The sequence below is a fragment of the Rothia sp. 110740021-2 genome (assembly GCF_054263775.1).
The window spans coordinates 51,888-71,187 of the sequence record NZ_JBSZFE010000002.1; the positions used below are offsets into that span (position 1 = coordinate 51,888).

Annotated in this window: 15 protein-coding genes; 1 reads left to right on the top strand and 14 read right to left on the bottom strand. The window is 59.9% G+C overall.

From position 1 onward, the window contains the following. The first annotated feature begins 31 nt into the window (after positions 1–31). Positions 32–1,978, top strand: a complete 1,947-nt coding sequence (locus ACUXHH_RS06210; protein ID WP_279754380.1) for an acyltransferase family protein — start codon at positions 32–34, stop codon at positions 1,976–1,978. Between the two features lie 209 nt (positions 1,979–2,187). On the opposite strand, the gene ACUXHH_RS06215 is transcribed toward ACUXHH_RS06210, so the two are convergent. The 14 genes from ACUXHH_RS06215 to nusA all read right to left on the bottom strand — a co-directional run bounded on the left by ACUXHH_RS06215 (position 2,188) and on the right by nusA (position 19,245). Beyond that, a complete protein-coding gene (locus tag ACUXHH_RS06215) occupies positions 2,188–3,519 on the bottom strand; it encodes a M16 family metallopeptidase (RefSeq protein WP_105360564.1) in 1,332 nt (443 codons plus the stop codon). 200 nt (positions 3,520–3,719) lie between these two features. Beyond that, on the bottom strand, positions 3,720–5,939 hold the full coding sequence (locus ACUXHH_RS06220; RefSeq protein ID WP_279754379.1) for a polyribonucleotide nucleotidyltransferase: 2,220 nt from the start codon (positions 5,937–5,939) through the stop codon (positions 3,720–3,722). A 406-nt stretch (positions 5,940–6,345) separates the two neighbouring features. Further along, complete coding sequence (gene rpsO, locus ACUXHH_RS06225) at positions 6,346–6,615, bottom strand: 30S ribosomal protein S15 (protein WP_005507098.1); 270 nt, start codon at positions 6,613–6,615, stop codon at positions 6,346–6,348. Positions 6,616–6,902: 287 nt separating this feature from the next. Beyond that, entirely contained in the window at positions 6,903–8,303 is a 1,401-nt protein-coding gene (locus tag ACUXHH_RS06230) for an amino acid permease (protein ID WP_279742054.1), read from the bottom strand. 269 nt (positions 8,304–8,572) lie between these two features. Next, a complete protein-coding gene (locus ACUXHH_RS06235; protein WP_279742053.1) occupies positions 8,573–8,911 on the bottom strand; it encodes a hypothetical protein in 339 nt (112 codons plus the stop codon). A gap of 220 nt (positions 8,912–9,131) precedes the next feature. Further along, positions 9,132–10,025: a 5'-methylthioadenosine/S-adenosylhomocysteine nucleosidase gene (gene mtnN, locus ACUXHH_RS06240; RefSeq protein ID WP_279742052.1), complete on the bottom strand. Its 894-nt coding sequence runs from the start codon at positions 10,023–10,025 to the stop codon at positions 9,132–9,134. Next, positions 10,025–10,483: an S-ribosylhomocysteine lyase gene (locus tag ACUXHH_RS06245; RefSeq protein ID WP_279754378.1), complete on the bottom strand. Its 459-nt coding sequence runs from the start codon at positions 10,481–10,483 to the stop codon at positions 10,025–10,027. The genes mtnN and ACUXHH_RS06245 overlap by 1 nt, the downstream gene beginning before the upstream one ends. 238 nt (positions 10,484–10,721) lie before the next feature. Beyond that, positions 10,722–11,726: a bifunctional riboflavin kinase/FAD synthetase gene (locus tag ACUXHH_RS06250; protein WP_279742049.1), complete on the bottom strand. Its 1,005-nt coding sequence runs from the start codon at positions 11,724–11,726 to the stop codon at positions 10,722–10,724. Between the two features lie 253 nt (positions 11,727–11,979). Continuing rightward, positions 11,980–12,705, bottom strand: coding sequence for a DUF4345 domain-containing protein (locus tag ACUXHH_RS06255; protein ID WP_279742047.1), 726 nt, complete (start codon positions 12,703–12,705; stop codon positions 11,980–11,982). 191 nt (positions 12,706–12,896) lie between these two features. After that, positions 12,897–13,994: a tRNA pseudouridine(55) synthase TruB gene (gene truB, locus ACUXHH_RS06260; RefSeq protein WP_458391050.1), complete on the bottom strand. Its 1,098-nt coding sequence runs from the start codon at positions 13,992–13,994 to the stop codon at positions 12,897–12,899. Further along, positions 13,995–14,435: a 30S ribosome-binding factor RbfA gene (gene rbfA, locus ACUXHH_RS06265; RefSeq protein WP_279754375.1), complete on the bottom strand. Its 441-nt coding sequence runs from the start codon at positions 14,433–14,435 to the stop codon at positions 13,995–13,997. Between the two features lie 185 nt (positions 14,436–14,620). Continuing rightward, a complete protein-coding gene (gene infB, locus ACUXHH_RS06270) occupies positions 14,621–17,380 on the bottom strand; it encodes a translation initiation factor IF-2 (RefSeq protein ID WP_279789190.1) in 2,760 nt (919 codons plus the stop codon). 219 nt (positions 17,381–17,599) lie between these two features. Continuing rightward, on the bottom strand, positions 17,600–17,941 hold the full coding sequence (locus tag ACUXHH_RS06275) for a YlxR family protein (RefSeq protein WP_279742043.1): 342 nt from the start codon (positions 17,939–17,941) through the stop codon (positions 17,600–17,602). Positions 17,942–18,177: 236 nt separating this feature from the next. Beyond that, the gene (nusA, locus tag ACUXHH_RS06280; RefSeq protein WP_279742042.1) at positions 18,178–19,245 is read right to left on the bottom strand and encodes a transcription termination factor NusA; all 1,068 of its coding nucleotides are present in this window, start codon (positions 19,243–19,245) and stop codon (positions 18,178–18,180) included. Between the last annotated feature and the right edge of the window lie 55 nt (positions 19,246–19,300).

The window sequence follows — 19,300 nt, forward strand, 5'->3', positions numbered from 1 at the left end:
TAATTTCCGTCCTACGGAGTACACAAACAGTATGAAGTCCCTCTTTACCTCCTCCGTGCGTCCAGATGAGGCTAACCGGCGTTATATTCTGCCGGGTTTGGACGGCCTGCGAGCAATCGCTGTGCTCCTCGTGATGGTGTACCACTTCTGGCCCACCGTACTACCCGGCGGCATGATCGGCGTAGATATTTTCTTCGTCATCTCCGGTTTCCTGATTACTTCCCTGCTTCTACGTGAAGGTACACTCACCGGCAAAATTGCCCTGGGTAGCTTCTGGATTCGCCGTGCCCGCCGACTGCTTCCCGCCATTGCCCTGCTGATTCTGGTCATGGGACCGGTCAGCCTGCTCGTTGGCGGCGATATTCAGGTGAACCTGGGTCGACAACTTGCCGGTGCGGCGACCTTCTCGTCCAACTGGATTTCCATTTTTTCCGGTAACGACTACTTCGCGCAGACTTCCCCGGAGCTTTTCACGAACTTCTGGTCCCTGGCAGTGGAAGAACAGTTCTACGTGGTCTGGCCCCTGCTGATTGTTAGCGCTGGCATACTGTTGCGCCGTTCATGGCGTCGTTTCAGCGTGGTCATGGTGCTTGGTATTATTGCGTCGCTGAGCACTGCCACCGCACTGCTGATGTCCGGCTCCCCCATTAGCCGCATCTACTACGGCACTGACACTCACCTCTACGGTCTGCTACTCGGCGCCCTGCTGGCGTTCGCTCGCCCCTGGTCCCTGTATCCCCCGCTACAGCAGTCCGTACTGTACCGCGTAGCTCAGCCCTTCGGTCTGGTCGCTTTCGCCCGCGTCATGATTAGCTGGTTATCCCTATTCGCCCTGATTCCCTACGCAATTCTGGTTCCTGAGTCTGCACCCGGAGCGATTCCCTGGGGTCTGTTCGGTGCCTCCCTGTTGGCGCTGGGCGTAATTCAGGGTATGTTACCCGATATGCTTGCTGGCGCCTCCGAAATGTTGCGCCGCCTACTGAACTTCGCTCCCCTACGCTGGGTGGGCGAGCGCTCCTACGGCCTGTATCTGTGGCATTGGCCGCTTGCTGTAGTGATGCATTATGTGCTGGGCGCGGATCGCTCCCCGCTGGTGAACGCGGGCGTTTTTGTTGCGACCTTCGTTATTGCAGAGATGTCGTACCGCTGGGTTGAGACCCCGATTCGCCGCTACGGTTTCCGAGGTAGTGCTAACCGTGTGGTGGCGGCCTTCCAGTCCTCGCGCACTAAGTTCCTGCCGGTTTCGGTCGCCCTTGCGGCTGTCGTGGCGGCTGCTTCAACCGGTCTGGCGGTATACACCGCTCCGGCAATGACTACCGCCCAGCAGTCCGTTGAGGATGGCAAGCGTGCCGCCGTTGAGCGTCTGAAGGCACGTCAGGAGGCGCAGGCTGCGAGCGCATCAGCAAGCGCAAGCGCTACGGGTAAGGATACAAAGGCTTCCGCAAGCCCCTCAGCTTCGAAGGAAGCGACCGGTTCCGTGAACTCTTCACAGGTGACTATTGTGGGTGACTCCATTGTGGTGGCAGTATCCCCCGAGCTGTACGACAAGATGCCCGAAGCATCCATCGATGCGGCGGAGGGACGCACCATCGCCAAGGCTCTGCCGATTATTAAGTCCATGGGAGCCAGCGGCCAAATCCGTAAGACCTTCGTGCTGTCGGTGACCGCGAACTCGACCATTCTGGACGGTCAGCTCGACGAGGTTCTGGCGGCTATGCCCGCCGATTCTAAACTGGTGCTGGTCACCGGTTACGGCCCGCGCAACCTAACCTGGATTGACTACTCGAACGGTAAGATTCACGAGTTTGCGGCTCAGCATTCTAATCGTGTGATTATTGCGGATTGGAACTCTGCGATTCGCCAGGCTCTGCAAACTCAGAATGGTCTTCTCACCTCCGATGGTGTTCATCCGGAGGCAGCCGGCCAGGAACTCTACGCTCAAGTGCTGATGGAGGCTATCGCCAAGGCACAGAAGTAGCGTGCAGAAGTAGCCCTCAGAGGTAGTGTTCTGGGGTAGCTTTTCGATTCTGCCGCTCATGCTGAGCGTCAAGAGCATGGACGGCAGAGTGCCCCAGAAGCACTTCTCGGAAACGCCTCTGCAATAGGACCGATACAAACCAAATGCCCGTTCCCTCCCCGCTTTAGTGGGGTGTGGAAACGGGCATTCTATGCCGTAAGCATTGAGCGTTAGCGCACGATGGTGGTAATCATCTGCTGCTGCCCCAGGTACGCCGCCAGGTCGCGCACCTCCTCCAGAGAGACCGCACGGATCTTCTCCAGCAGTTCATCGGTGCTGGTGAACAGACCCGAGTCCAGCTCGGCGCGGCCCAGGCGGGACATGCGCGAACCCGAATCCTCGCTACCGAGCACGGTGGAACCAGCCAGCTGGCCGCGGACCTTCGTCAGCTCCTCTTCGGTAATACCGGCGGTGGCGAGCTTATCGAACTCGTAGCCCATGACCTCGCGCACCTGCTCGGTCTTAGCGGGTAGGCAGCCTGCGTACATGCCGAAGTAGCCGGCGTCCGAGTACGCACCGGAGAACGCAAACGTGCTGTATGCCAGACCGCGCTTCTCACGAATCTCCTGGAACAGACGCGAGGACATACCCGCACCGAACGCGCTGGTCAGTACGCTCATCGCGTAGCGGCGGTCATCCCCGGCAATAATGCTCGGGCAGCCCATCACAATGTTGGTCTGTTCGAAGCCTTTCTCCACCTCACGCAGCTCGCTCAGCGGAACAATGCCGCTGTCGGTACGTACGCGACGCGGTGCCGGTGCCACACCCTCCTGTAGGTTCCAGCCGTAGCGGGTCAGTGCCTCCAGCACGAGGCGGACCATAGTGCTGTGTTCCAGCGAACCGGCGGCAGAAATAACCAGGCGGTCCGGGGTGTAGTAGCGCTTGTAGTGCTCCCACACGGCGTCACGCGGCACCTCGGTAATCTCCAGCGGGGTACCGCCAATGGGTCGGCCCAGCGGGTTCTCACCCATGAGCTGCTCCACAAAGTTTTCGAAAGCAACGTCGGTCGGGTCGTCCTGGTCCATGGCGATCTCTTCGAGGATCACACCGCGTTCCTGCTCAAGATGAGCCGGATCCAGCAGGGCGTTGGTGACCATATCGGTGATGACGTCCACCGCCATGGGCGCGTCATCGTCGAGCACACGCGCGTAGTAGCAGGTGTGTTCCTTAGCGGTCAGCGCATTGGATTCACCGCCTACCGCATCGAAGGATGATGCGATGTCCAGGGCGGTGCGGGTGCCGGTGCCTTTGAACAGCAGGTGCTCCAGGAAGTGGGTGGAACCAAGCATGCCGGGGGCTTCGTCTCGGGAGCCGACTCCGACCCAGAATCCGATAGATACGCCGCGGGTACCGGGCATTTTTTCGGTAATCACGCGTACGCCACCGGGCAGGATGGAGCGGCGCACCTCGTTACCGCCTACACCCTCGTAGATGAGGCGGCCATGCTCGTAGTTGAGCTCTTCGGCAATGGCCTCAAGCTCGACGGGTAGGGAAATAGACATAGAGAGAAGAACCTTTCAACAGGTACATCTGAAGGTAAGCATTTCTGTCCCACTACCTGTAGGCAGTCCCACAGTTGGTGGGGCGGGTGAGAGTCAAAAGATGCAGGACAAGCACAGCGAAGGGGCGCCCGGTACATCCGGTGGGGAATGAACCGCACCGGGTGCGCCGAACGCCCCTCATCGTTTAGCAGAGGTTACGACTACTCGTCGTCGCCACCCTCAACAACCGGTGCCAGCGAGAGCTTGCCGCGGTCATCAATCTTGGTGATCTCCACCTGGACCTTCTGGCCCACGGAGACAACGTCCTCAGCATCAACAACGCGCTTGCCGCCGTTAAGCTTACGCATCTCGGAGATGTGCAGCAGGCCGTCCTTACCGGGGGTCAGGGAGATAAACGCACCGAAGTCGGTCACCTTCACCACGGTACCCAGGTAGCGTTCGCCGACCTCGGGAACCTGCGGGTTTGCGATAGCGTTTACTGCCGCACGGGCAGCCTCGGCGGAGGGGCCGTCAGCTGCGCCGATATACACGGTGCCGTCGTCCTCAATGGAGATGTCTGCGCCGGTGTCTTCCTGAATCTGGTTGATCATCTTACCCTTGGGGCCGATGACCTCACCAATCTTGGCAACCGGGATCTTCACGGAAATAATGCGCGGTGCGAACTCGCTCATCTCATCCGGTGCGTCAATCGCGCTGACGAGCACCTCGAGGATGTGCAGGCGAGCCTCACGTGCCTGAGTCAGTGCGCCAGCGAGCACGGATGCGGGGATACCGTCGAGCTTGGTGTCCAGCTGGATAGCGGTCACGAACTCGGAGGTACCTGCAACCTTGAAGTCCATATCGCCCAGTGCGTCTTCCGCACCGAGAATGTCGGTCAGGGCTGCGTAGCGGGTCTCGCCGTCAACCTCGTCAGAGACCAGACCCATTGCAATACCTGCAACGGGTGCGCGCAGCGGCACACCGGCGTTCAGCAGGGACAGGGTCGATGCGCAAACCGAACCCATGGAGGTCGAGCCGTTGGAGCCCAGAGCCTCAGAGACCTGACGGATTGCGTAGGGGAACTCTTCGCGGGAGGGCAGCACCGGGGTGATTGCGCGCTCTGCTAGTGCACCGTGGCCGATTTCACGGCGCTTGGGTGAACCCACGCGGCCGGTCTCACCGGTGGAGTACGGCGGGAAGTTGTAGTGGTGGATGTAGCGCTTGGACTTCACCGGGTGGAGGGAGTCCAGCTGCTGCTCCATCTTGAGCATGTTCAGGGTGGTGATACCCATAATCTGGGTTTCGCCGCGCTCGAAGAGAGCGGAACCGTGAACGCGGGGCAGGATTTCAACCTCAGCGGTGAGCTGGCGGATGTCGGTCAGGCCGCGGCCGTCAATACGGACCTGCTCGGTGAGGATGCGCTGGCGAACCACGTGCTTGGTCAGGGCAGCAAATGCTACGGAGACCTCGTTGGAGCGCTCTTCGAATTCCTTACCTTCACCAGTGAGAGCTGCCATGAGCTCTTCCTGCAGCTCAGCAGCTGCTGCTTCGCGCTCCTGCTTGCCAGCGATGGAGTACACCTCTGCCAGGCGGTCTGCTGCGAATGCCTCAACTGCTGCGTCAACATCCTCGCCGTGGCCGCCGAAGAAGGGCAGTTCAAGGGCGGGCTTACCTGCGCGAGCCACCAGGTCAGCCTGTGCCTTGCACAGTGCTGCGATGAAGGGCTTAGCTGCTTCCAGACCCTCTGCCACGATCTCTTCGGTGGGGGCGGTCTGGCCGTCTTCCTTGATGAGCTTCCAGGAGTTGTCGGTTGCTTCCGCCTCAACCATCATGATTGCGACGTCTTCGGTACCGTCAGCCTTGGTGACGATACGGCCTGCAACAGCCATGTCGAAGACAGCGTTTTCCAGCTGGGAGTACTTGGGGAAGCAGACCCACTGACCGTCAATCAGTGCCATGCGCACACCACCGATGGGGCCGTTGAACGGCGCGCCGGACAGGGAGGTCGATGCGGAGGCAGCGTTGATTGCGAAGGTGTTGTAGATTTCATCCGGCTCATAGGTCAGGACAGTAACAACAACCTGCACTTCGTTGCGGATGCCCTTGGTGAAGGCGGGGCGCAGCGGGCGGTCAATCAGGCGTGCAGCCAGGATTGCTTCGGTACTGGGGCGGCCTTCGCGGCGGAAGTACGATGCGGGGATCTTGCCGCCTGCATACATGCGCTCTTCCACATCCACGGTCAGCGGGAAGAAGTCGAAGCCCTCACGGGGAGACTTGCCGATTGCAGTTGCGGAGAGCAGGGTGGTCTCGTCATCGATAGTGACGAGGACGGAGCCAGCTGCCTGCTTTGCGAGGCGGCCAGTTTCAAAGCGCACGTGGCGCTTACCGTGAATGCCGTTGTCGATTTCGACTTCGGCAAACTTGATTTCGGGACCTTCCACGGTTCCTTCTTTCTTCTTGGCAGGCCGTACGGTGCACGAGTCGGCCTTCGATAGGAAACCACGGCACCTCTCCCCTACCTTTTCGTGTGCGCGACGCGTGTCAGCAAGGTTGTGGGGTGGTGTTGTTCCGTAATTCGCTACCGAGGACCGCGGCGTGTGTGCCGGCACGGCCTTCTGTTCTTTCTTTCAGGTGGGACGGCATCTTCTCACGATTACTCGCTGTGGATTCTAGCATTGGAATCTAACACTGAAATCTAGCGAGTAGAAGATGCGCCCCTCAACGCGGCAGTACGGACGCGCTGGCGCTACCCGCCTCCATGATGGAGGGTTGGTAGTGCTGACAGCACGTCCGCACACACCGCCTCAAGGCGATTAATCACCACAAAAGCGTCAAGACGCTCCTGTTTTATCGGCGCAGACCCAGGCGCTCGATCAGCGAACGGTAACGCTCGATGTCGACGCTCTTCAGGTAGCCGAGCATGTTGCGGCGACGACCAACGAGGATCATCAGGCCACGACGGGAGTGGTGATCGTGCTTGTGGAACTTCAGGTGCTCGGTCAGGTCGGCGATACGACGAGACAGAACTGCAATCTGAACCTCGGGCGAACCGGTGTCGCCCTCGTGGGTTGCGTATTCCTTGATGATTGCCTGCTTGACAGCGGGATCCAGTGCCACTTTTAACTCCTAGAGTTAGTACCGCATACGTCCCGTACGGACGGTTGCCGCCGGGGGTGGGCTTACGCCCTGTACTACACGTCGTCTACTGCGGACTGCAGACGCGTTCTTCCCATTCTACGCTACCGGGGCACTTTCGTGGAAGGGTGAACAGAATCCCGGCGGCAGGTAGCTCATCACACTACCAGTCGCCGGGCTTCACAGCCTGGTTCTCACGCAGGGTTCGTGTACCGGGCTTGACGTTGAGAATTCAGTGTTTATGCTTCTGCTCTTTGTGCTTCTCTTCTCTACGCTTCAGCGCGAGCGCGGACCACCACGAGGCGATAGTAGCCCAGCAGGAACAGGCACCAGATTGCGCCCATCACCAGCGCCAGCTGGGTATCGGCGAAGCAGCCGAAGAGCACCACTATAAAGATCATGAACGCCAACGCCAGGTAGCTCAGCCACAGAGGCTGGCGTACCGGCTGCACCTTGATATCAGCACCACTGCGCTTGAACGCGATGTGCGCCAGCAAAATCATAACCCACACGAATACGGTCGCGAAGGTTGCCAGGGAGGCGACCACCTCGAACGCATTCTCGAAGAGCACGTTCACGATCACACCGACCGCCATGACCAGCACCATGATGATGGTGGTCATCCAGGGCGCACCATTTTTGGTGACCTTCGCGAAGGAGGCCGGTGCCAGGTTCTGCTTCGCCAAACCGTACATCATGCGGCCGGCACCGTACACGTCCGCGTTCAGCGCAGAGATTGCGGCGGTAATGATGACCACGTTCAGAATCGAAGCAGCAGCCGGAATACCCAGTCCCTCAAAGATCTGCACGAACGGCGAGTTTGCCTTCGTCACTGAGTACCAGGGGTACAGGGACATGATGACCGACAGGGTCAGAATGTAGAAGATGAGGATGCGGAACGGCACCGTGCGAATCGCCTTGGGAATTGAGGTGCGCGGGTCCTTCGCCTCACCGGCGGCAATACCGATGTTCTCAATACCGCCGAAAGCAAACATCACCACGGTAAAGCAGGCAAGGAAGCCGGTAAATCCGTTCGCGAAGAAGCCACCCTCAAGTGACCAGAGGTTCGTGACCGATGGTGCCACCGAATCATGCGCCTGCACGCCGACGAAAAGTAGGGCGATACCGCCAACAATCATGGCGATAATGGCGGTGACTTTCACGAGGGTGAACCAGAATTCGGTCTCGCCGAATGCCTTGACCTTCGCCAGGTTAATGGCGAGCAGAATCAGCAGGACAGAGACAATCCAAATCCAGGAGGGGCTGTTCGGGAACCAGAACTTCATGTACACGGCAAAGGCGGTGACGTCCGCAATGGCGACCAGCGCCATTTCCAGGGCGTAGGTCCAGCCGGTCACGAAACCAGCCCAGCGCCCGAGGTATCGGGTGGCGTATTCGGAGAATGCTCCGGAGACCGGGTGCGCCAGGGCAAGTTCGCCCATTGCGCGCATCACCATGAACACTGCCGCGCCGCCAATAACGTAGGCAAGCAGTACGGAGGGGCCCGCCAGCTGAATGGCGGATGCCGAGCCGTAGAACAGGCCGGTGCCGATGGCGGAGCCGAGGGCGATGAACATGATATGGCGCAGGGAGAGTCCACGCGCTAACTGCGGGCTCTCGGGGGCTACTGCTCCCTGCTGTACCGGGGATGAGTCCGGAGTGGTATTCATCTTCTTCTTTTCCTTTACCTCGTGGGGTGTACCCGCTTATGGCGGGGAAACGTATCGGGCGGTGCTGAGCTTGCCTGTGCTATAGCAGTTCGCAGGTGGTCTAGCGCGGCACCGACTGGTTCACTCCCCATCGAGTGATGGGGCGTTGCGAGAAGGTGTTGTCTTCGCGCGTCGCCCCGACGCATCCGCTCCCAGCCTGCACGGCGGGAGGGAACGCAAAAGACGGCGGGAAGGCAACGTTGCCTTTCCGCCGTCTTTTTTGTCAAAGACTACTTCTGTCGCTTACGTCCAATGACGATAGAACACAGAGCGGTTACAGCAGTCACAGTGTAGACTGCAGGCCACGCGCCAAGCTTTTTGGCGAGCGGATGAGCGGCGCCGAACGCTCCGAGGTAGAGAGCGGTGAGGAAGGTGGCACGGCCTGCGCCAGCCTTACGCTTCCAATTCTTGTAAGCCACGGCACCACACAGTGCCAGGACAGCGCCACCGAGCGGGCGGACGCCAGTGCTAGATGCAACCTTGTAGCCACCGAGCAGACCGGTGACGGAGGCGAGAGTCGGGCAGAACTTCACGACGGACTCCTCTGTGAGATCGGATAGTTTCCACATTCATAGTACTCCACGACACACAGAATGTATATTCACCACGATTAATATTTCTGCATTTATCACGGATCGGGTGCATCAAAGAGCCGGGCAACAGAAAGACTGAGGTAAAAAAGACCGGGGCGCAAACCCATTAGGCTCACGCCCCGGCGCTTCTCAATGCGAGCTCACATCCCGACGCATGCTCTAAAAGATTTAGAGTTTTAGTTTCAGAGATTTAGCTTTAGAGAGCCAGATCCAGCGCCTCCAGCTGCGCTTCGGTCCACAGCTCAGCAGCCAGCTGCAGAGCGTAACGAGCCGAACGAGGAGCCACGACATCCACGGAGAGGTGGAAGTCCTGGTCAGCCTCCGGGCCGCACAGATCAGACACGCAACGCACACCGATAAACGGAATCTCGTAGTTGTGGCAGACCTGCGCAATAGCGGTGGTCTCCATGTCGGTGCTGATGGCACCCTCGAATGCTTCGCGGGTGTCTTTCACGTTGTGGGCGGTCACGAAGGAGTTACCCGCCAGCATCTGGCCGCGGCGCACCTCCCACGCGCTCTCAGACTGCTCACGCACCGGCTCCAATGCGGCGAGCGCATGCTCCAGAGCATCCTGCCACTCGTCCGCCTGACCGTCGTAGCTTTCGGGCATGCCGGGAACCTGGCCGCGTGCGTAACCGAACGCAGTCGCGTCGGCATCAGTATAAGTGTAGTTCTCACCAATCAGCACATCGCCCACGTTAATGCCGCGAGCCAAACCGCCTGCGGTACCTGCGCTAATGACGCCCAGGCAATTCGAGGAGTAGCTGATTGCCTCGGTGACGGCACTCGCCGCGTTCACCAGACCAATCTTGGAGCGAACCAGCAGCAGCGGAACCTGGTCCTCGCCCACCTGCAGGTAGCGCGGGTGGAATACCGCCGCGCCCTCGGTGAAGGAGGGCTGCAGTTCCTCGGTCATCTTCAGGAAAGGCGCGAGCTCCTCATCCATAGCCACCTGAATAATAATGGCGTTGGACATGCCGTCCATCAGCTCAAACATGCTGTTGAACGCCTCAGCCGGGTCGAAAGCATTCGGATCAAAGTCCACCGGGTTGAAGGCGGATGCGAAAGCGTCGGGAATCTGTGCACTCATTACGCCATCACCTGCGCCCACTCATCGCGTGCCGCGAGAAACTCTCGAGCCGCAACTTGCGCACCTTCGAGGGTGTGGTTGGCGCCCCAACCGCACTGCACCTCGTTCGCTGCCGGAACCTCGGTCGCATTGAGGATATCGTTGAGGGTTGCTTCCAGGATGGGGAAGAACTCCTCGGGCTCCAGGCCCAGGGTCAGCGCGTAGAAACCGGTCTGGCAACCCATCGGGGAGAAGTCAATCAGACGGTCGGTGTGGTTGCGCATATGTTCGGCACTCAGGTGCTCGATGGAGTGCACGGTGGGCATTTCCAGATGCGCGGTGTTCGGCTGGGTGAAGCGGATATCGTACTTGATGAGGGTGTCGCCACCGGGCAGGACCTTGCGGTCTGCGATACGCACGTAGGGTGCTGCTACCGCGCGGTGGTCGAGGTTGAAGGATTCGACGTTCATTTTTTCCATGACTCTATCTTCTCTTAAAACCGGGGCGACTAAAACAGGGATACCTCGCGGGCGACATAGGACGTAAAGACTGACAACACAGGATGTTTCACGGGCGGCGCAGCAGGTCAGGCGCGGAAAGATACCCAGTCCGGTGCACAAAAGCCCCGGCGGCAGATTCAAAAATCTGCCGCCGGGGCTACAAGCTGTTATCACAGGGGCATGAGCGCAGGACGCCGCTCATAGATGAGCAGTGGGGCTACTTTACTTCCGCCTGCACCGGGCACTCCGGCGGGCAGTAACTTCTAACGTCCTCAGCCAGCACCTCGCGGGTCTGCACCACATCATCATTAATCTGCTCAATCAGCGCCTCAACACCGGTGTACGCCACCATGGGGCGCAGACGCTTCACGAACTCAATCAGCACATGCTGACCGTACAGGTTGAAATCCTCCACGCGTTCCTCGGGGCGGTCAATCACGTGCGCCTCAACCTGGCGGTGCTCAATACCGTCAAAGGTCGGGTTTGTACCCACCGAAATAGCGGAGGGGTGACGGTTACCCGCCTCATCCACCAGCCAGCCGGCGTACACGCCATCGGCCGGAATCAATCCGCGCGCCTCAAACTCAAGGTTCGCAGTCGGGAAACCCAACTCGCGGCCGCGCGCCAGACCGTGCACGACCTCGCCAGCCATCATATGGTGCCGACCCAACAGCTCGGTGGCAGCAGGCATATCGCCCTCCAGCAGTAGCTGACGAATGCGGGTCGAAGAGCAGCGGGTGTTCTCATCCACCATCAGATCCTCAACGACAACCACCTCAAAGCCGTACTTCTCGCCCAACTCACGCATGGTGTTCAGGTCGCCCGAGTTGTTGTTACCAAAGCGCACGTCGTCACCGATGACCACGAAACGCGCATTCAGCGCATCCACGAAGGTGGACTTCACGAACTCTTCGGGGGTCTGCGAAGCGAACTCCAAATTGTAGTTCAACAGCAGGTAGTCGTTCAGACCCAGCAGGCACATAAAGTAGCGGCGCGAGCCCTGGCCCATAATGTCGTGGTGGGTTACCTCGGGACGGTGCACCTGCATCGGGTGCGGGTCAAAAGAGACCGCGATAGAGCTCAAACCCTGCTCTTCAGCAAGGGAGACCACGCGCGAAATCACGCGGGCATGTCCACGGTGCACGCCGTCAAAATTGCCGATGGTCACGACCGAGGGGCCGTAGCCGGCGGGGACCTCGCTCAAAGCGGTGTAGAGGGTCACGGGCTCTCCTGAAAAAGATAAATGTACCTAACCATCCTAGACCACAGGCGGCAGGATGCAGAATTTAAAACGGGAATCAACAGGGAATGGAACGGCACCCCTCTCCCCTAGCGTGCCGGGTGCAGCGGCGTATCTGACAGGCAGCAGCAGAACCACACCTACAAGCCAAGCCCCGCCCGCAGAAAACCCAGCCCATAAGAAAAGCCCGGGCAGGCACCCCACCGTGCGGCAGGAACCTTCCCGGGCGTTACGACTACTTACGAGCCTGGCTACGAGAAGCCTTCAGCATCTCCTCGCGAATCTTATTGGACTTGTTAATCCAGCTATACCACACCAGCAGGCACGGAGGAATCACAAGCTCAGTCACCATCAGCACGATCAGCGACCAGTGCGGGGTACCAAAGAACACCCACGCCAGGATACGACCCACGCCGCCCAGGAAAACCACCAGGCAGGAGAACGCGAGCATGTTCACCCACTTGAACTTCAGGGCAATGAACACGAATGACAGGCCCACACCCACATAGGTTGCCGCGAAGAACACGTAGTTCGACTGCACCGAGGGGTTCGTAAAATCTGCAGGCGCATCCGGAATGACGCGGATACCACCCAGAACCTGCCATACACCGTACGCAATCATGAACAGACCGTACAGCGCCACCGCCGCACGAAACGCCGCACGATTCTGAGGTTTAGCCGCTTCCTCAATGCTCTTGGGGCGGACAAACGCCTCGCGGGTTGCCTTCTTCTCCGCCTTCTGCGACGCCTTATCGCCGGACGCCGGTGCGGCCACGCGAACACCCTCGGGTGCCTTCACCGCAGAAATAGGCTCAGCAGTCTTAGCACCGGCAACCTTCGCGGCACCGCTCTGAGCAGCAGCCCTGGATGCGGTAGCTTCAGCCTGTGCAAACTCTACGCGGGGTACCGGCGCAGTACGAGGCTCACTCGCCTTATTAGCGGAGCTCTGGTTCTCGCTCATTTTCTCTCCTTCAGCAGGGCCGGGTGGCACCCGCACGAGTAGTCATGTGTGTTCGGGGGTTGTATTACGTTAGCGTGTTGAATGAATAAGGGCTCACGTTCAACAGGCGCTGAATCAATCAGGCTTGAGGAATCAGCTTTGGGTTAGGTGCAAACACCGAACCCTCTTCGCCCATCATAATGCCTCAACACCTAGTTGAAGGAACGATTCGCCTCAAAAACCAGTACCGGGGCAGCCTGAACCTTTCCGCGCTGTTTCTTATTCTCCAGGAGGGCAACCAGGGTGCCGTCCGGGGCAAAGCCCGCCACAATACCCTCAACGCTGGCATGCTGCACCGCACCAGACTCATCCGCACTCGGGTGCACGGAACGCTTCACCACGAAACCATCACCGCTGGGGCTAATACGGCGTCCGTAGGAAATATCGCTTGCCTCCGCAGCAGAGAGCTCACGCGCACCAAAGATGCGGCGTGCCGCCTCCTCCAGGGGAAGCAACGGCAAATCTTCCAGCGGTGCCTCCGACTCTTCACGGCGCTGCTTCAAGTGCGCCAAGTCGGCGGCGTCCTCAAGCACCACGGCACCCACACGGGTACGGCGAAGGGCCGTCAGGTGGCCACCGGTGCCCAGAATCTTGCCCAAATCACGCGCCAGGGCACGAATGTAGGTGCCCGAAGAGCACGAAACCGTCACATCGCAGTCAATCACGGGAACCGAGGTTGCCGTGTGCTCACCCTCATTCTCGGGGTCCTCAATCACGTACTCGGCAAAGCCGACAGTCACAGAATGCACCGTGAACTCACTAATCGTCACCGGACGCGCCGCCAATTCAACCTGTTCACCGCTACGCACACGCGCATACGAGCGAACACCGTTGATCTTGATAGCAGACACCGCAGAAGGAACCTGCAGAATGTCGCCACTCAGCCGCGCCACAGCCTCCAGGATGTGCGCACGCATCTGCTCAGTGTCCATACCGGTCAGCGCCTCAACAGCATCCGGATGTGCGGCAGTGTGCTCCCCCTCGGCGTCCTCAGTCAGCGTCTCAATGCCCAGGCGAATCGTCGCATCATAGGTTTTATCCTGACCAACCAGGTAGGTCAGCAACTTGGTCGCCTTATTAATGCCCAGAATCAGTACGCCGGTCGCGGCAGGATCCAGCGTACCGGCATGACCAACCCGCCGGGTGCCAGCAATACGACGCATCTGAGAGACTGCGTCGTGACTGCTCATCCCAGCGGGCTTGTCAATGACCATCAGGCCGGACGGGCCCTGAGGTTGATTCTTCGCCACTTAGGCGTCCTCACCCTCGGCAGGCTCATCCTTCTTGTAAGGGTCGGCCTCGCCAGCGTACTGCGCGCCCTCGGCTGCAGCAGCCAGGGCGGCGTCGCGCTCGCGAGTCTCACGCAGAAGCGCCTCGATGTGGAAGGCATTCTCGGGAACCTCGTCGGCGACGAAAGTCAGGGTGGGGGTCAGGCGGGCAGTAATGTTCTTGCCCACCTCGGAGCGCAGAATACCCTTAGCGGATTCCAACGCCTTCTTGGTGTTTTCGGCGTCCTCTTCGGAGCCGAACACGGTGTAGTAGAGGGTTGCGTGCTGCAGGTCGTTGGTCACGCGGGCATCGGTAATGGTCACAAAACCGAGGCGAGGATCCTTAACACGACGCTCCAGCGCCTTCGCCACAATTACCTTGATGCGGTCGGCAAGTCGTGCCGCGCGGGCTGCATCAGCCATGTGTTTCTCCTTGAAATGTCGTGGTGAAATGTTGTGGCGCTTCCGTGGGCACTCGAGGTGCTTTGGAAGCGTTCCAGGTAATACGGAAGCGCCCGCCCCGCCGGCGCCCGCCCCGCAAGCTCCAGTTTTAGAAGCCTGTGGGTACGGGAACACTAGCGGGCGACGGGCGCATCAGCATGTGAGTCTTAGACACGCGGCTTTTCGCGCATCTCCCAAGTCTCGATAATGTCGCCTTCCTTGATGTCGTTGAAGGAACCAAGGCCAATACCACACTCGAAACCTTCGCGAACCTCGGTAGCGTCGTCCTTGAAACGACGCAGCGACTCGATGGTGAGGTTGTCTGCCACCACGGAACCGTCGCGCACCAGACGTGCCTTGGCGTTGCGCTTGATGATGCCGTTCTTGACGATCGAACCTGCGATGTTGCCCCACTTGGAAGAGCGGAAGACCTCGCGGATCTCTGCGGAGCCGAGCTCCACTTCCTCGTACTCGGGCTTGAGCATACCCTTGACGGCCTGCTCAATTTCCTCAATCGCACGGTAGATGACCGAGTAGAACTTCATCTCGACGCCTTCGCGGTCGGCAAGTTCTGCAACGCGCTCTGCCGGGCGGACGTTGAAGCCGATGATGACCGCGTTGTCCACGGTAGCCAGGTTCACGTCGTTCTGGGTAATAGCACCCACACCGCGGTGGATGACGCGCAACTGAACCTCGTCGCCACCGGCGTCGATCTTCATCAGGGACTCCTCCAGTGCTTCCACAGCACCGGAGACGTCACCCTTAATAATCAGGTTCAGGGTGTCCATCTTGCCCTCAGCCACAGCGGCGTCGAAGGACTCGAGGGTCACACGCTTACGACGCTTAGCCAGCTGAGCGTTACGATCAGCAGCCTCACGCTTCTCAGCGATCTGACGTGCGGTACGCTCTTCCTCGGTGGAGAGGAAGGTGTCGCCTGCACGAGGAACGGTGGACAGACCCAGCACCTGAACGGGGCGGGACGGACCAGCTTCCTTCACAGCCTGACCGTTCTCATCGAACATTGCACGAACACGACCGTGAGCAACACCGGCAACGATAGCGTCACCGACGTGCAGGGTACCGGACTGAACCAAGACGGTGGAAACCGCACCGCGGCCCTTGTCCAGGTTTGCCTCAATAGCAACGCCGCGTGCTTCCTTGTTCGGGTTAGCGGTCAGTTCGAGCACGTCAGCGGTCAGGGTGACGGCCTCAAGCAGCTCGTCGATGTTGGTACCGTTGCGAGCAGAGACGTCCACGAACATGGTGTCGCCACCGTACTCTTCGGGGATCAGACCGTACTCGGTGAGCTGGCCACGAATCTTGTCCGGGGACGCGCCTTCCTTATCGATCTTGTTCACTGCCACCACGATCGGTACGTTAGCTGCCTGGGCGTGGTTCAGTGCCTCAACGGTCTGAGGCATAACGCCGTCATCCGCTGCGACCACGAGGATTGCCACGTCGGTGACCTTCGCACCACGGGCACGCATAGCGGTGAACGCCTCGTGACCGGGGGTATCGATGAAGGTAATCGCGCGGTCTTCACCTTCGACGGTGGTGTGGACCTGGTATGCACCGATGTGCTGGGTAATGCCGCCGGCCTCACCCTCAATGACATTGGTGTTACGGATAGCGTCCAGCAGGCGGGTTTTACCGTGGTCAACGTGACCCATGACGGTAACGACCGGGGGACGAGCCTCCAGAACATCCTCGCCCTCAGCTTCTGCTTCGGCTTCAAGGTTGATGTCGAAGGACTCGAGCAGCTCACGCTCCTCATCCTCCGGGGAAACGATCTTAATCGAGTAGCCCAGTTCGGCACCCAGCAGCTCGAAGGTCTCCTCATCCAGGGACTGAGTCTGGGTAGCCATCTCACCCAGGTGGAAGAGAACCGTAATCAGCGATGCCGGGTTTGCGCCAATCTTCTCAGCGAAGTCCATGATGGACGCGCCGCGGCGTAGACGAATCTCGGTCGAGCCGTCGCCGCGAGGAACAACCACGCCACCGGGTGCCGGTACGTTCAGCTGCTCTTGCTCATGACGGCGAGCTGCCTTGGACTTGCGACCCTTACGCTTGGAGCCACCGCGACCGAATGCACCCTGTGCATTACCGCGACCGCCGGGGCCGGGACGACCCGGACCGCGGTTGAAGCCGCCGGAACCGCCACCGCGACGTGCGCCGCCGCCGTTACCGCCGCCGTTGTTGGAACCAGACGCGCCGCCACCAACGTTGGAAACCTTGGGCATCATCGAGGGGTTCGGGCGCGCGCCACCGCCGGACGGACGGGGTGCACCGGGACGTGCGCCAGCTGCCGGACGGGGGCCACCGTTACCGCCGGGACGTGCGCCACCTGCGGGGCGGGGACCACCGTTACCGCCGGGACGTGCGCCACCGTTGCCGCCGGGACGACCGTTACGTGCCGGACGGGGACCGCCGGAACGCTGGGAGTCACCGCCGCCACGCTTCATACCCTGCTGGGATGCGAAGGGGTTGTTACCGGGGCGAGGACCGGGCTTGGGGCCGGGCTTCGGTGCAGCAGGCTTGGGCGCTGCCGGCTTCGGTGCAGCCTCGGGGCGTGCCATGCCCTGCTGGGATGCAAAGGGGTTGTTACCCGGGCGGGGACCGCCGGGCTTGGGTGCTGCTGCTGCCGGCTTTGCGGCGGGCTTAGCTGCAGGCCTGGGTGCCGGCTTAACAGCAGGCTTTGCCGCTGCGGGCTTAGGTGCCGGCTTAGCTGCCGACTCCGCGGGTGCTGCCTTTGCGGCAGGCTTAGCGGCTGCGGCAGGGAATTCCGCGCGCAGCTTCTTCAGAACCATGGGGTTCAGGGTGGAAGAGGAGCTCTTAACGAACTCGCCCATATCCTTGAGCTTGGCGATAACTTCCTTAGAAGGAACGCCTACCTCTTTAGCAAACTCGTGTACTCGAGGCTGAGCCAAATTTTCTCCATTCCCGGTCCGCACCGGGAATGGTGCGGACACTAATGTTTACGGGGTGCACGCCCGAAGGCGCGCCAATTCGTGAAATTGCCGGTGGGTGAGCACGAAAGGGCACTCATTTCGCGGCACTCATTAGATATCCATCAGTTTTCTGACTCGCTTTCAGATAAGAAGTCGTCAAACTCGTTGACTTATAGAGGGCATATACCCGAAAAGCATCTATGAGGGGGTCGAGCCCGCAATCACGGCTCGAATCTGCTCACAGCACGCCTGCAGCTGTGCTGCAGGGACCGCTTTTTTGAAGGCGCGCGCCAGACCGTTCTTTTTCTGTAGAGCGGCTACGCATTTTTCGCTCGGATGGATCCAAGCGCCTCGTCCGGGCATAGTTCCCGCCACATCGGGCTGATAGGGCGGGGTGTCCGCCTGCTCTGTAGCAGACGTGACGGGTGTGCGGGCGATGCGTAGCAGCTTGCGCTGTTCATCGCGGGCACGGCATCCGATGCAGGTGCGGATCGGTCCTTCAAACGCTTCGGAGGTTGCAGTGAGGTCGTGATCGCTCATGGTCTCTCCCCTCTCTAGCGTGTGTAGAACCGCGTTCGCGGTACATTCGTGATGGTCTATCCGGTGTGTGAGGGCACGTTAAAGCGCCCGGTTACACACCGGCACATCTTAATAGTGTATCCCGTTTTTAAGAATCATGGGCAAAACTGTGACGCAGGCGCAAAAACACCGGGCACCTTACTGCCCAATATCCTACGCCTGCATCAAAGGGATACACCCCTCACCGGGGCTAATACTTATTCAGCGTCCTGTGCGTACTCTGCTGCTTCTTCAGCCAGGCTACGAGCCACGCGTGCTGCCACCTCTTCCTCAGCACGAACCTGAGCGTACTTGGACTCGGAGAGAATATCGATACGCCAGCCAGTCAGCTTTGCTGCAAGACGTGCATTCTGACCCTCACGGCCGATAGCCAGGGACAGCTGATCATCCGGAACCACCGCACGAGCGGAGTACTCACGCGGGTTCTCGATAATGACCTCGGTGACCTTCGCCGGGGACAGTGCCGCAGCGATGAAGGTGGCCGGATCGGTCGAGTAGTCGACAATGTCAATCTTCTCATCGTTCAGCTCGGCAGCAACCGCACGCACGCGGGCACCCATATCGCCGATGCACGCACCCTTAGCGTTAATGGTCGGGTTCTTCGCGGACACAGCAATCTTAGAGCGGTGGCCAGCTTCACGTGCGATGGAGTTAATAGACACCAAGCCCTCAGAGATTTCGGGAACCTCGTGCTCGAACAGACGCAGAACCAGGTTCGGGTGCGAACGAGAAACCACAATCGAGGGACCCTTGGGGCCGCGGCGAGCCTCAACCAGGTAGGCGCGCAGGCGGGCGCCGTGCGGGTATTTCTCGCCCGGAACCTGCTCATTGCTAGGCAGAACAGCTTCAACGGTGCCCAGGTCAACCTGAACCATACGCGGGTTATTGCCCTGCTGAATCACGCCAGACACCAGGGTGCCCTCACGGTCCTTGAACTCGCCCAGAACAGATGCGTCCTCAGCGTCACGCAGACGCTGCGAAAGCACCTGACGGACGGTTGCGGCAGCGATACGGCCAAAGTTGTTCGGGGTATCGTCAAACTCGTCAATCTTCTGGTTGTCCTCATCAAGCTCAGGAGCCAGAATGACGAACTCACCGGTGGTGTGGTCGATGACGGCACGAGAGCCCTTAATAGCGCCAGGCTGCTTCATGTACGCAAGCAGCAGGGCGTTCTCAACCAGGGTGAAGAGCTCCTCCATGACGAGAGAGCGCTGCTTCGCCAATGCGCGCAGTGCGCCCAGGTCAATAGTTTTAATATCCTCCACGCTTTTCAGCCTTTCCCAGTTAGCACGGCGCCGGGACGCTGAATGCGCCCCGGCT